Source organism: Vibrio albus, from assembly GCF_003144035.1.
In the GTDB taxonomy this organism is placed as follows: Bacteria; Pseudomonadota; Gammaproteobacteria; order Enterobacterales; family Vibrionaceae; genus Vibrio; species Vibrio albus.
Map to the genome: position 1 here is coordinate 232,956 of NZ_QFWT01000003.1, position 14,399 is coordinate 247,354.

Annotated in this window: 12 protein-coding genes; 8 read left to right on the forward strand and 4 right to left on the reverse strand. The window is 46.6% G+C overall.

Annotated features, from left to right (window positions below; genetic code table 11):
• Positions 1-14: 14 nt before the first annotated feature.
• The 4 genes from DI392_RS07235 to radD all read right to left on the reverse strand — a co-directional run bounded on the left by DI392_RS07235 (position 15) and on the right by radD (position 4,343).
• Positions 15-536: a hypothetical protein gene (locus DI392_RS07235; RefSeq protein ID WP_109319237.1), complete on the reverse strand. Its 522-nt coding sequence runs from the start codon at positions 534-536 to the stop codon at positions 15-17.
• A gap of 224 nt (positions 537-760) precedes the next feature.
• The gene (chrA, locus tag DI392_RS07240) at positions 761-1,903 is read right to left on the reverse strand and encodes a chromate efflux transporter (protein WP_109319238.1); all 1,143 of its coding nucleotides are present in this window, start codon (positions 1,901-1,903) and stop codon (positions 761-763) included.
• A gap of 257 nt (positions 1,904-2,160) precedes the next feature.
• On the reverse strand, positions 2,161-2,439 hold the full coding sequence (rplY, locus tag DI392_RS07245) for a 50S ribosomal protein L25 (RefSeq protein WP_109319239.1): 279 nt from the start codon (positions 2,437-2,439) through the stop codon (positions 2,161-2,163).
• A 161-nt stretch (positions 2,440-2,600) separates the two neighbouring features.
• Entirely contained in the window at positions 2,601-4,343 is a 1,743-nt protein-coding gene (gene radD, locus DI392_RS07250) for a DNA repair helicase RadD (protein WP_109319240.1), read from the reverse strand.
• A 106-nt stretch (positions 4,344-4,449) separates the two neighbouring features.
• Between radD and rsuA the strand changes: the two genes are divergently transcribed.
• The 8 genes from rsuA (at position 4,450) to nhaA (ending at position 14,258) form a co-directional block, all read left to right on the forward strand.
• The gene (rsuA, locus tag DI392_RS07255) at positions 4,450-5,145 is read left to right on the forward strand and encodes a 16S rRNA pseudouridine(516) synthase RsuA (RefSeq protein WP_109319241.1); all 696 of its coding nucleotides are present in this window, start codon (positions 4,450-4,452) and stop codon (positions 5,143-5,145) included.
• A gap of 57 nt (positions 5,146-5,202) precedes the next feature.
• Complete coding sequence (locus DI392_RS07260) at positions 5,203-6,390, forward strand: Bcr/CflA family multidrug efflux MFS transporter (protein WP_109319242.1); 1,188 nt, start codon at positions 5,203-5,205, stop codon at positions 6,388-6,390.
• On the forward strand, positions 6,390-7,073 hold the full coding sequence (locus DI392_RS07265; RefSeq protein WP_109319243.1) for a DUF2913 family protein: 684 nt from the start codon (positions 6,390-6,392) through the stop codon (positions 7,071-7,073). Before DI392_RS07260 ends, DI392_RS07265 begins: the two co-directional genes overlap by 1 nt.
• The gene (locus DI392_RS07270; protein WP_109319244.1) at positions 7,073-8,452 is read left to right on the forward strand and encodes an MATE family efflux transporter; all 1,380 of its coding nucleotides are present in this window, start codon (positions 7,073-7,075) and stop codon (positions 8,450-8,452) included. The genes DI392_RS07265 and DI392_RS07270 overlap by 1 nt, the downstream gene beginning before the upstream one ends.
• Before the next feature lie 219 nt (positions 8,453-8,671).
• Complete coding sequence (locus DI392_RS07275) at positions 8,672-9,343, forward strand: ABC transporter ATP-binding protein (protein ID WP_109319245.1); 672 nt, start codon at positions 8,672-8,674, stop codon at positions 9,341-9,343.
• Complete coding sequence (locus DI392_RS07280) at positions 9,324-11,780, forward strand: ABC transporter permease (protein ID WP_109319246.1); 2,457 nt, start codon at positions 9,324-9,326, stop codon at positions 11,778-11,780. The genes DI392_RS07275 and DI392_RS07280 overlap by 20 nt, the downstream gene beginning before the upstream one ends.
• On the forward strand, positions 11,780-12,907 hold the full coding sequence (locus DI392_RS07285) for a lipocalin-like domain-containing protein (RefSeq protein WP_109319247.1): 1,128 nt from the start codon (positions 11,780-11,782) through the stop codon (positions 12,905-12,907). The genes DI392_RS07280 and DI392_RS07285 overlap by 1 nt, the downstream gene beginning before the upstream one ends.
• Before the next feature lie 145 nt (positions 12,908-13,052).
• Positions 13,053-14,258: a Na+/H+ antiporter NhaA gene (gene nhaA / locus DI392_RS07290; protein ID WP_109319248.1), complete on the forward strand. Its 1,206-nt coding sequence runs from the start codon at positions 13,053-13,055 to the stop codon at positions 14,256-14,258.
• Positions 14,259-14,399: the final 141 nt, after the last annotated feature.

The following is a 14,399-nucleotide window of genomic DNA, read 5'->3' on the forward strand; positions in this document are numbered from 1 at the left end:
ATACAGCCAGTGGTCTATGGTGTGGTTGTAGAAGTCCAGCTATCACATAGGCTTTGAATCTCGGCTATGGATTCACCCGAAAGTTCTACGCAAGTCACAGAAGGATTACCCTCATTGGTATCACACATAACCTTGGACTGATTACCCGGGTTAATTCGGATAACCTGACAGCTTCTGTCGTCAAATTCAGTAGTATAGTCGTAGTGAACAGCCACTTTTAACGCAATATCGGCGGCTATGTCTTCAGCGGTATCTTTAAAGGTTGCCCCTACATCCTGCCAAGTTTTATCGTCATCATTATCTATGGCGTCTTGCAAATCTGGACATAAGCTGAGAATTTGACCTCTAATTGCTTCAGTTAGTGTTCCCTCGGGCATGCCGGGATCATCCAGATTAGCTTCAGAACCACTACTAAAGTCCCCACAACCGATCGCCATATCAAAATCAGCACCCTGACCTGAAGCGGTTTGAGAGTCTTGTGCTACTGCCGGAATAGCAAGTATGGCCGCTAGCATTGATAGTATTAGATATTTCATATCCTTACCTTCCTGTTTCTGGCAAATTAAATAGGCTGGAGAAACGGCTCAGAGCTCGGCTCTCACAATTAACTCCTACCACTAGTCTAGTAATAGCAGAAACCAGGGAAAAGGTGTGTTTTATAATTAATACATTTATAGATTTATCACTAAATATCACACTGTCAGCGACCAACCCGACATTGTTTTCAGTCGCTGAACAGGTATTTTCACTCTGGTACTGTCTAGAATAACAATAACCCGGCAAGAATAGACAAAGTGACCATCCAGACCAGAGGCAGCTTAAGCTGCTTTTGCAGAAACAACCCTGAGAGAACGAGTGCAAAATCCAGTGGAACGTTAACGGCACTTAAGAAGATAGGCTGATAGAGGGCGGCAATAAGTAAGCCGACCACCGCGGCATTGACGCCATTTAACGCCCCGTCCACTTTAGGTATAGAGGCCAGTCTCTGCCAGTGTCTGAGTATCCCCAGAAGGAGCAGAAAGCCGGGAAGAAAAACGCCGGCGGTGGCAAAAAGCGCGCCCAGTACCGGAAACTCCGGTGACATGATATAGCCGATATATGTCGCAAAGGTAAACATAGGGCCGGGAATGGCCTGCGCAGCGGCATATCCGGTTAAGAAGGCGTCCTGAGGCAGCTGATCACCGACGATGTTTTGTAGTAAAGGTAATACAACATGACCACCACCGAATACCAGACTACCAGCCTGAAAGAAGTCACTGAATATACCAGCAAGTGAACCATGTGAGGTTAGCAGAGGCAACCCGGTCAGCAAGAGCGCAAAGATCAGAAGGGGAAGCCAGTGCGGACGGAACGGCAGGTTATCGTGAGAGTCTCCGCCACTTTTTTGTAGAAACAGGCTGCCAGTCATTGCTGCGGCAATAAGCACAAGTGCCTGAGTTGCGATGCCAGGCAGGACAAGTAAAGCAATAGCAGTGAAAAGACAAAGCCCGACAGGCAGCGTCGTTTGACAGAACTTGCTGAACATTCCCCATATCGCGTCGGCAACCACCACCACAGCTAACAACTTCAAACCATGGACAGCGGACAGGAATAGCGGTTCAGTGGTTAAACTGGCGCTTAAAGCGGCCAGTACCAGCATAATAATGATGGATGGAAGAGTGAAACCAAGAAAAGCCGCCAGCGCCCCAGAGACTCCGGCATGTTTATAGCCGATAGCAAAACCAACCTGGCTGGAGCCGGGCCCCGGTAAAAACTGGCTCAGGGCGACGATTTGTGCGTATTCTTCTTCGGTAAGCCACTTAAGTTTTTCTACGAATGTATTACGAAAGTAGCCGATATGAGCGGCAGGGCCACCGAAGCTGATCCAGCCCAAAGCAAAAAATGTTTTAAAGATAGTAAGCATTGAATTTCTCTTGTTACAAAGGCGCATCATTGTGAGAGATATAATAATGATAACGAAAATTAATGCTTTTACGATTTTGTTACAACGTTTTTTCTATAGCCGTAGTCATAAACCTATAGCCGTGGTCATAAACGGCGAAACCCCAGATGTTGGTAGCATCTGGGGTTTCTGATTTTTAGATGTCCCGGGTGGTAAGACCGAGTTATCTGATATGCAAAAGGTCTGGATTTATCCGACTAACTCTTTTGGTAAAAGAATTAGATACGGATGAAGTCCATGTGCTCAACTTTTGGCTTGAACACGTGACGTTGAACGTCTTGTGGCTTAACCTTAACTTCAGCACCGTCAATAACCAGAGTGATAGCTTCGTAGAACTCAGGCTTATCCATTTGGTTGATGATGTCATCGTGCTTCAGAGCGATAGATACAGGTGCTTCTGTTCCACCGTAAACGATTGCTGGGAATTGACCAGCGTGGCGTAGGCGGCGGCTCGCACCCTTACCTAGCTCAGTACGTACTACTGCTTCAAATTTCATAGTATTTACTCTCAAATTGGGTAAAAGATAGGTTCATCACCAACATAGCGACCTAGTTGATAATGCTAGTCGTTCCGGTGTAATTGGTTGTTACATCCAAAACGAGCGCGGATACTATCATTGTTGGCATTCAGGAGCAATAGCACAGCGGGAAATAGTCCCTAATTATTGTCTTTAAATTCATCATCAAAGATTTTATCCCTGAGCTTCCAGAACCGTCCTGATTTTCTGGCAATAACAAACTGAGGCAGACGAAACCGGTGCTGATGGCTCACTACCCGGGAAGGAGAGCTTTCTTCGAAAGGCCGGTGTCGATCCGCCAGATGTGGACGGACGAATTGTTTATGGAAGTTTTCCTTCTGTTTCTTTGTGTTCAGAGACCAGAATTCATGCACCTGTGCATTATCGTCGCCAATGTATGTCACTCTTAGCTGATTCTTACCTGATGAGTCTTTATGAGTATTAAGCTGCATGTCTCTGCATTCAAAGACAAGTGCATCTTTTAGGTTTAGTGCTTCACGCAGCTTTTTGTCCGGATCGGCGAGGGTGGCATCACACTCATGGCAGATTCGGGCGGCGATATCATTATCGGCCCCACATTCATTGCAGTATTTTGCCCGGAACCGGTAGCCGCAATGTTCGCGGGTTCCGTCCTCCTCCTCGAAATAGCCCTGACAACGTCGGCCATAATGTTCAAGCAGAAAGCCATTACTGTCCAGCTTGCCCCAGAAGTTATTGTTGAAGCCACAGGCCGGGCAGGGAACGGTAATAATCTCGCTGTTAGAATCCGGCTTAGGGTCGCCAACTTCCGGCTGATAGAGGTCATAATTATTACCGGCGTAGTCAAGCACCAGGCACTCCTGCTTGCCTTCAGACAATCGCAGTCCTCGTCCGACTATTTGTTGATACAGGCTGACCGATTCAGTCGGCCTTAAAATCGCAATTAAATCCACGTGTGGCGCATCAAACCCGGTAGTCAGAACGGACACATTCACCAGGTATTTTATCTGCTGATCTTTAAAACTCTGAATGATGGTATCCCGTTCTGTTGTTGGTGTGTCACCAATAACAATGGCAGACTCCAGCTGTGGCAGCAGGCTTAATATTTCCTGTGCGTGATGAACGGTAGCCGCAAAGATCATAATGCCTTTCTTATCCTGACCAAGCTGGATAATCTGCGTGACGATCTGTGGTGTGGCACGCTTCGAACTTTCGATCACCATATCCAGCTCAGACTCTTTATAGCGGCCGGTATTCGCCGGTTTCAGCTGAGAGAAATCATAGCTGAGTACCGGCGCATCGATCATTCGGGCCGGAGTCAGAAATTCTTCGTCCAGAAGGTAGCGGATAGGCAGCTCAAAGATACAGTCCCGGAAAAAACGGGGGGCTTCACTGCGTACCTGCCCTCGGGTATGGTACTGATAAATCCAGCCCATCCCCAAGCGATAAGGGGTCGCGGTTAAACCGAGGACTTTGATTCCCGGGTTTACCTCTCTAAGGTGGCTAATTACTTTCTGGTAGCTGCTGGTATTGTTGTCTGGGACACGGTGGCATTCATCAATGACCAGAAGAGAAAATTGATTGGCAAATGCGTCCAGGTTTCGTACCACAGACTGAACCGATGCAAATACCACTTGTTGATCGGTTTCTTTTCGTCCCAGACCGGCAGAAAAAACCGCGCCGGTTAAGCCATACCCTTCGTACTTTGCATGGTTTTGCTCTACCAGCTCTTTTACATGCGCCAATACCAGAACCCTGCCTTTAGCAAGGCGGGCCAGCTCAGCAATAACAAGGCTTTTGCCTGCACCGGTCGGCAGTACAATGACCGCGGGTGAGGTGTGTTTCCTAAAGTAGTGGATAACGGCTTTAACAGCATCGGCCTGATACGGACGAAGTTTATACATAAAAACTGTGAAATAGCTCAACTATTGAGATAAAGAAGCATATAATAGCGCATTCTTATCCAGCTTGCCTTAGAGCATTCTGGATACAGCCGAATAAGAGGTATAAATGCGACTGGATAAATTTTTATGTGATGCCCTTGGGGCCACCCGGAAAGAGGCGACGAAGCTACTAAAAAGCGGAGAAGTTTCGGTTGATGGCATTGTGCAGAAAAGCGGTGCAGTAAAAGTAACTGATAAGAGTTGCGTGGAATGGCAAGACAGAGAAATAGCCATGCCGGGCCCGAGATACATTATGTTGTATAAACCGGAAGGGTTTGTGTGTTCACATGAAGATGGGTTTAACCATACTGCCTTTGTACTTCTGGATGAAGTAAAGATGGAAGAGCTGCATTTCGCCGGAAGGCTGGATGTTGATACCACAGGTCTTGTGCTTATTACTGATGATGGAAAGTGGTCGCACCGGATTACATCACCAAAACATAAATGCGAAAAAACCTACTATGTTTGGCTGGCTGATCCCGTGAATGATGATTATGCCGAGCGATTTAAGCAGGGCATCGAATTAAGAAACGAAAGAGAAGCAACGCTACCGGCTGAACTGGACATTATTACCGAAAAGGAAGTCAGACTGACCATTCATGAAGGAAAATATCATCAGGTGAAGCGCATGTTTGCTGCGCTTGGCAATAAAGTAGAAGCGCTGCACAGAGAAAGGATCGGCGACATTATTCTGGATGAAGAACTGGAACCCGGAGAGTACCGTTATTTGACTGAAGAAGAGATCGCTTCCGTCTGGAAGTAAAGTCGGAGACTTTTAAGCTGATTACCCCCGTAACTTTAATCCAACAACAGGAACTTTATGTCGAATAAACAGGTGCAACTGACCTTTGTGCTGCTTTTAGTACTTGGCTCAATCGGTGCTTTGACGCCTTTTGCTATTGATATGTATTTACCGGCCATGCCTGCAATAGCAAAGGACATGGGGGTTGATGCCGGAGCCGTTCAAATTACGCTGACCATTTATACGGCTGGCTTTGCCATAGGACAACTGATTCACGGTCCGTTAGCGGACAGTTTCGGTCGTCGGCCTGTTCTGTTGTTCGGGATGTTTTTCTTTACTGTTGGCTCGATTGTCTGCGCTTTGGCAACCGATGTCGAAATGCTGACTTATGTCAGAGCTGCTCAGGGGTTTGCCGGTGCAGCTGCCGCCGTTATTATTCAGGCGGTCGTCAGGGATATGTTTGAGCGGGAAGAGTTTGCCCGCACCATGTCCTTTATTATTCTGGTTATTACTGTCGCACCGTTAGTGGCTCCAATGGTGGGTGGGTATTTTTCTACCTGGTTTGGCTGGCGATCCGTATTCTGGTTTTTAACTATTTTTGCCGTTCTGGTCGGTCTGGCGGTGTTCTGGAAAATACCGGAGACTCTGGATAAAGAGAAACGTCAGCCGCTGCGTCTGAAGACGACCCTGAGAAACTACCTGCGTTTATCCATGAACCCAGTAGTGATAGGGCTGGTATTATCGGGTGCCTTTTCTTTTGCCGGAATGTTTGCGTTTTTAACGGCTGGTTCGTTTGTCTATATGGATATTTACGGTGTTCCTGCCACCCAGTTCGGCTATTTGTTTGGGCTGAATATCGTATGTTTGATTATCATGACCAGCATCAATGGCAGAGTGGTAAAGAGATTTGGTTCGCATACCATGTTGAGATTTGCTCTTACCGTTCAGTTACTGGCGGGTCTTGGGTTATTTGTTGGCTGGGTGTTGGACCTCGGTCTTTGGGGCACAGTCCCTTTTGTTATGTGTTATGTCGGGACGCTTTCTACCATCGGCAGTAATTCAATGGCGTTACTGTTATCGGGGTATCCCGATATGGCGGGTACCGCTTCTTCCCTTGCTGGTACCCTCAGGTTTGGCATGGGATCGGTTATTGGTTCCATTGTCGCGGCGATGCCCGGAGATGCCGCCTGGCCGATGGTGATGATGATGAGCTTATGTGCTCTGTTATCTGCTGTGTTGTATTGGACGTTAGGAAAGAACGCATAATGGCTGACTATTATATTGAGCTGCAAAATGTCGTAAATACGGCACTTAAGGAATTAGAAGAAGAGCACCGTAAAGGTAAGCTGGCCAACACTCCGGTGAGTAATACCCACTTTCTGGTTCGCTGGGTGACAAGAAGTTTAAAGACGCAACGGTTTCCCCGTTGTGTCGGTGATGACCTGACGCGTTGGCAAAAAGCCGGAAGAAGTAAAGGTACGGCTTCCGACTTGTTATTTACTTTTAAAAATATATCGGCTTTTTATCAGAGTTTCTTCCCAATAGAAAAAGAACCTGTCGCAATCACTGATGCTGACATCGAGACATTTCTTGACCGTATGGAGCAGGACGGCTGGAGTGTCTGTACTGAGTATGACCTGACGGAAAAAACGCAGATTTTTTCGGAAGGGGATAACTCTCTGGTGTTGTGCGCCAATCAGTGTGTGAGCTGTTTTTTGGCTGATGAACAAGGCCAAGAAAGTTCACAACCAGAAATGTTGATTAAACCTATCAGCATGTTTGTCAGGGGCAATCATGCCCGCTTTGTTCAATTGGCAACGGATGCCGGATTTTTGGTTCATAAAAGAACAGATTATAAGTCCATTGTTAAGTATCACGGTGAATATTTGATTTATCCATTTAACAAGGGGACTCAACTGGCTGAAATTCCTATTGGATTTGTAAAATAATGTCAAAAACACTCACATTGGTTTTCCATCATACAAATGGCGAGTTTGTTCGCCGTCTGTTTGCAATTGCATTACCTATCGCTTTACAGAATATCTTGTTCTCCAGCCGTGGGTTGGTTGATGTTTTGATGCTTGGTCAGCTCGGAGAAGCGGATATTGCGGCGGTTGGCGTTGCCAGCCGGGCGATGTTTGTTACCACTATTATGCTGGTGGGTGTGAATATGGGGGGAGCGCTGTTAACTTCCCAGTACTGGGGAGCCGGGGATAAACAAGGGGTTAAAGAAAGTACCGCTTTGACCTGGATTATCGCCAACACATTTGCCACTTTAGTCGTTGTTCTATTTACGCTGTTTTCAGTTGATATTATGCGTCTGGCGACAGACTCACCCGAAGTGATTGAACTGGGCAGCGAATATATTGTTATTACTTCTTTCAGTATGTTTGCCGTTGCTTCGGTCAGTAGTATGGCTGTTGGGCTCCGGGCAATGCACAGACCGGGGGTCAGTACATTTTTTAGCTCAATCGGCATTATTTCTAATGTGTTTCTTAACTGGGTGCTGATATTCGGCCATTTAGGCATGCCTGCACTTGGAATTAAAGGCGCGGCAATAGCAACGGTATTAAGTGGTGCTGTTGAAGTTGCGTGCTTGTATTTCTTTCTGTATTCAAAAAGCCATCTATTAGCATTCAGGCTGGAAGACATTAGAAATGCTTTTATTCATTCTAAGGTCTCCCGCTTTCTTAAGTTGTCTTTACCAACCACGTTTAACTTCTTCGCCTGGTCTGCCGGCATTTTCTCTTATCATGCCATTATGGGGCAAACGGGAGTTCAGGGGCTGGCAGCACTTTCAGTTATGACGCCAGTGGATCAGATCTCACTCAGTCTGGTTATTGGCATGGCGAATGCTGCGGGGGTACTTACGGGAAATACGATTGGTGCAAAACAGTATGATCAGGTGTATTACCAGTCATTTGGGATATTGGCACTCAGTGTGTTTGTCGGTATATGTGCGGCTATTGTTCTTTATTTTCTTCAGGTACCTATTCTTAATGCTTTTAGTGCCCTCACTGACGAAACGCGGCAGTTGGCGGATAAATTTATTTTAATACTCTGTTTTGGTGTTGTTATTCGTTCTGCTCCGATTACGCTTGTTGTTGGGATACTTCGTGCGGGTGGTGACGTTAAATATTGTCTGTACCAGGACATGATCACTCAGTGGTTGATTGGTGTTCCTGTCGCCGCTATCGCTGCTGTAATGTTAGGGTTTAAACCTGAATATGTGTACGCCCTGTTTTTGCTGGAAGAGTTGATAAAAATCTTCAGCAGTTTTCATCGGCTGAAAAGTAAAAAGTGGGTACGAAATCTTATTGGCAATTAAGTCAACTGGTTGCTATTTATTTCAAAGGGTAAATTAAATTGAGTGCGTGATTAGTACATTATTTTTCTATCTTCAAGAATATTTGATAGGAATTTGATTTTCCCTCACCTATTTTTTCATTTAAGTATTGATACTGTGATCGCCTTATTAAAATACTTTCGTAAAAAGGGAATTTGGTGTAGATTCACACTTCGGTTTTGAAGTAGTGAGAATGTTTTAATGTTAAGACTGTCTAACCTTAGTAAAGGCTTTGTAGATGGGGAGGAGTTTCACCCGGTGCTACAAGGGGCAGAGCTTGAATTAAAGCAGGGTCAGCAACTCGCTTTAATGGGTGAAAGCGGTTCTGGGAAAAGTACACTGCTTAATCTTATCGCTGGCATGGATACCGCCGATTCTGGCGAAATATGGTTTCCCGGATTTCCTATGCACGATAGCTCCGATGCCAAGCGTACTGCTTATCGTCGTAATAATATCGGGCATGTCTTTCAGCAATATAATTTGTTACCTACCCTAAACCTCGCGGACAATATCCGCTTCTGCCGTCAGTTGAAAGGGATGTCTGAAAATGAAGGACTCCTGCGTCAAATTTTGTCTGCTCTGAATTTAATGCCACTCCTGGGCCGTTATCCTGAAGAAGTTTCTGGTGGGCAACAGCAGCGTGCCGCCATTGCTCGTGCTCTTTATATGGAGCCTAAACTGCTATTGGCTGATGAGCCGACAGGAAGTCTTGATGAACGTAATGCTGAAGCTGTCATGAGGCTATTAACGTCTTTAGCCAGACAACTGAAATGTACACTTTTGCTGGTGACTCACAGTGAAAAAGTCGCCCGACATATGGAGGGGTGCATTCGTCTTCAGGGAGGGCAGCTGCATGTTATGGCCCATAGTTAAAGCACTACTGGGTCATTATCGTCGTCATCCACTGCAAATTATCCTCGTCTGGCTCGGGCTGACACTGGGGGTCTCGATTTATGTGGGTGTTGCCGCGATTAATCATCATGCCATAGAGAGTTATACCAGTGGGGAACAGCTGTTTTCCCATTCATTACCTTATCAAATTCACCCGAAGCAGAGCGCAACAAAGATTCCTCAGGGCTTTTATATTCAGTTAAGGCGTGAGGGGTTTACTCAATGTGCCCCTTTTGATTTATTACGTATTAGTACTCGTGAAGGCAAAGATATTGTCCTGGTAGGCGTTGATCCTCTGGCGATGGCAGAGGTTGGTTCAGATACTGATTTAAACCATTTTTCTGTTCTGGAAATCATGCAGCCTCCTTATCCATTGGTCATGAATCAAGAGTTAGCCTCTTATCTGCATATTCAGAAAGGGGGATTCATTACGTTGGCAGACGGGAAAAACCTGGGGCCTGTATTGATTGATACCAATAACTGGGTTGAAGGTACCCGGGTGTTGGTTGATATGGCGATGATCAGGCAGTTGAACCGTAACGGCGGTCTTTCCTATATTGGGTGCCGGGCCATGCCTAATGAGACTTTAGAGCGCCTCAGACTGCGCCTTCCCGGAGGCATGACTCTTTCGAAAAGCTCCCGTACAGAACTGGAGTCTATGTCGAAAGCTTTTCATATCAACCTGTCGGCGATGGGGATGCTGTCTTTTGGCGTTGGTCTGTTTATTTTTTATCAGGCAATGTCACTCTCATTTATTCAGAGACAGACCGTGGTTGGCACTTTGCGTCAGATGGGGGTTTCACGCTGGCAATTGGCTCAGGGGCTTTGTGTTGAACTGTTTTTACTCATTTTGCTCTGTTGGGGATCGGGGAATATTTTTGGCCTCATGCTGGCGAATCAGCTTATTCCGACCGTATCCATCACACTGGCTGACCTGTACGATGCGAATGTTGGCTTTAATATTACGTGGAGTTGGGTTTGGGTCCGTGAGAGCCTTTTGATGTGTATTGTGGGTACGATGCTATCTTGTAGCTGGCCTTTAGTCCGGTTACTACGAACACAACCGATCAGGCTATCAGCCCGGCTTTCTCTGGTGCGTTTTGCCGGCCTTGAGTTTTACTGGCAAGCTCTGATCGCATGTCTCTGTTTCATCGCTCTGGTGGTGGTCTATCAGACACAGGAGATGAACTCTGACGTAGGTTTCCTGGTCATATCGCTGATGATGTTTGGTGTTGCGCTGTTTGCGCCATTTATCATATTCAATTTATTTACTTTTCTTTCCTATGTGCTTAAGTGGGTAAAGATCCGATGGTTATTTGCAGATGCGGCTGCGAGTATGAGCTACCGGGGCGTTGCCGTAATGGGATTCATGCTGGCTATTTCCGCAACGATTGCGATAGAGACCATGATTGGCAGTTTCCGGATAACCACAGAGAACTGGCTGGATCAAAAGCTTGCGGCGGATATGTATATTTATCCGACAAATAGCTCCGCTCTTCGCATCACTGAATGGTTATCCCGGCAACCAGAAGTGGAGTCAGTCTGGTGGCGTTGGGAGGGTGAAGCCCGCACCAACTCACGTACTATTGAAGTTGTGAGCACCGGTTCTTCACCTGGCGAACAACAGGCCCTGACGGTGAAAGTAGCCACACCGGATTACTGGTATCTGCTGCATCACTATACGGGGGTCATGATCAGTGAATCAATGGCCGTTAAAGACAACCTGAAGCCGGGAGATTATATTGCTCTGGGTGAGGGTGACCCAACCAAGTGGCAGGTTCTGGGGATTTATTATGATTACGGAAACCCTTACGGTCAGGTTATCGTTTCACATAAAAGCTGGGTAGAACATTTTTCCGGACGGGGCAGTGTGGCTCTGGGGGTGAATCTTGATAGTAAGGATGAGATTGCCAGGCTGACAAACTATCTGGAAAGTTATTACCACCTCTCTCCGGAAAGAGTGTTCGATAACAGCAGCCTGCATGATAAGGCCATGCGGGTGTTTGACCGTACATTTACCATTGCGGATACATTGGGCAAACTGACTCTGCTGGTAGGGGTCTTTGGTATTTTCTTTGCCACGGTTGCCGGAGAAGTTTCCAGGCAACGTCAGGTCGCATTATTGCGCTGTTTTGGAATATCAGCCAAGGAGCTCATCATGCTCAGCGCATTACAGCTGTTTATCTTCGGAGTAACTTCCGCTTTGATAGCTATTCCATTGGGATTGTATATTGCCGACATGATGGTCAATGTGGTGTTAGAGCAGTCATTCGGATGGTCTATTCAGTTCTATATGATGCCCTGGGATTATCTGTCGACTTTCGCCTGGACCATGGCTGCTTTAATGGTCGCCGGAGTGTTACCTCTTTCTGAGCTAGTCAGACGCACTCCCATTAAATCTTTGAGGGATGCGCTCTGATGATCGAATTTGAGAGATTCAGACCACACAAACGCTTTTTGTTGGTTTTGATTATCCTGGTACTGGTTGTTGGCGGTACGATTGCTTTGTTGTCCGGGCCTTCAGAAGGTATTCCCGGATCTGCCAAGACTCAAATTCACGACAGTCTGGCAGCCGATATTACCCAGTTTCAGCAAATGACCCCGAAAAGAGGTATTAGCCTTCCTGACGATTTCCGTTTCCATGTTGGCTACCGGCAGGAATGGTGGCATTTTTTTGCTGATGTTGTTGACCAGGAAGGCCAGAGATACAGCGTTAAATGGCATTATTACCGTGTGGCAATGAACAGCCGTAATGCCAGTGGCTGGGAAAATCCTCAGTTATATATCGCCACTACGGTTATAACATCCGGACAACGCGTATGGCGTGCGCAGAGGTTGGCTCGCGGAGGTATCGGACAGGCGGGATTTCGGGAACGTCCGTTCCGTTTGTGGCTCGATAACTGGAGTTGGCGTTCGCTCGGGTTAATGCCATTTCCGGGGTTATTAAATGTTAACGGTGATGGGTTTGCGGTTCAGCTTAATTCCACTGCTGCCGGGCCCTATGTTCTGGATGGAAAACAAGGGTATCAGGAAAAGCGCAACGCACCTTCAGTGGGATCCTATCAGTTTAGAGCCCCTTTTCTGAACGTAGCCGGAGATCTCATTCTGGATGGCGTTCCGGTGTCAGTCAGAGGGACGGCTACACTAAGTAAAGAGTGGGGAAACCGTATACTGAATCAGGGGCCAGAGCATCAGGATCAGTTTTTCCTGCGCTTTCACAATGGAATGACACTTCTGATAAACCGCTTTTCCTACCCTCTGCAGTCGACAACGTATTTTGGTACTCTGGCTCAACGTGATGGTAGTACGGTACACTTGGATGGATCAGACATCCATATTTTTCCTGAGTCATACACGGAACTGATCGAAGGTCATCAGTTTCCGGCACGATGGATTATTGTGATTCCAAAGTACAATATTCGTTTGACGGTTGTCCCCAGAGAAAGTGGTCAGTGGCACCCGTTTTTAATCCCTCTCTGGGAAGGCGGTATCACGGCGTCCGGTACCCATAATGCGACAGGGTACATGTACTTTTCTGGATACTAGGCTGAAATTTGTTCGGAAATATAATGGCTGACCCTTGTTTGTTTCGGTTATTCCGATGTTTTTACTCCAAACAAACGATTTTTCTCCTTAATCGCTAAAGAGTACGCTCTACACTATATAACAAGAACCTTTATATGGTGATGAGATGACGGACGTTATTCGCTATTTTTTTAGAATGGAATCTGCTGCTGGTATTATTCTGGTATTTGCGGCAGCACTGGCTATGGTGGTGGCAAACTCACCATTGGCTGACCTGTACAATTCTGCTTTACATACCTATCTGTTCGGTATGTCTCTTTCTCATTGGATCAATGATGGTCTGATGGCTATCTTCTTTCTGCTGATTGGGCTGGAAGTCAAACGAGAGCTACTTGAAGGTGCTCTGAAATCCAAAGAAACAGCGATTTTTCCTGCCATTGCGGCCGTTGGCGGTATGTTAGCACCGGCACTAATTTATGTACTGTTTAATGCTGGTGATGCTCAGGCTGTACAGGGGTGGGCGATTCCGGCGGCTACGGACATTGCGTTTGCTCTGGGTATCATGGCCTTGTTAGGAAACCGTGTTCCGGTTGCTCTTAAGGTGTTCCTGCTGGCCTTGGCGATTATTGATGACCTGGGGGTAGTGGTCATCATCGCGCTGTTTTACAGTGGTGATTTATCAACCATGGCGTTAGCCGTCGGTTTTATCATGACTGGCATACTGTTTGTTCTGAATGCAAAACACGTCACTAAGTTATCTTGGTATCTGATAACGGGTCTGATACTTTGGATAGCCGTTCTTAAGTCCGGTGTGCATGCTACGCTGGCGGGGGTGGTCATTGGTTTTGCCATTCCGTTGAAGGCCGACGAAAAAACGTATGGTGGTTGCGATGACGAGGATGGCTCGCCGCTTAAGCACCTTGAGCATGTCCTGCACCCTTATGTCGCGTTTGCTATTCTGCCTCTGTTTGCGTTTGCGAATGCCGGTATTTCACTGGAAGGTATATCGCTGTCCGGATTAACGTCAATGCTGCCTGTCGGTATTGCGCTTGGATTGCTGCTGGGTAAGCCTTTGGGGATTTTTAGTTTTAGCTGGCTATCGGTCAAAATGGGTCTGGCGAAATTACCGGCAGGAGTCGGATTTAAAGAAATATTTGCGGTATCTGTCTTGTGCGGTATTGGCTTTACCATGTCGATCTTTATTTCTTCACTGGCATTTACCGGTGCAAGTGAAACCTTTACCACCTATGCGCGTCTGGGAATTCTGATGGGCTCTACAACGGCCGCAGTGATTGGTTACGCCTTGCTGAGTTTGTTTTTGCCAAAAAAACGCCCAATCCAACGTGGAGTGGGCGACAAACATAGGAGTTAATAAGAAAAAGCAGATTCTGGAGTAATCAGTCGGAAGACAAGTCTGACGGCCTGGTCGACTTCGGAATGCTCTGCTTACTACATTAAGTGAGACATGGATGTTTTCGAACAGTTCCCTTTCTGAGTAAAAAATTTAAAAAAG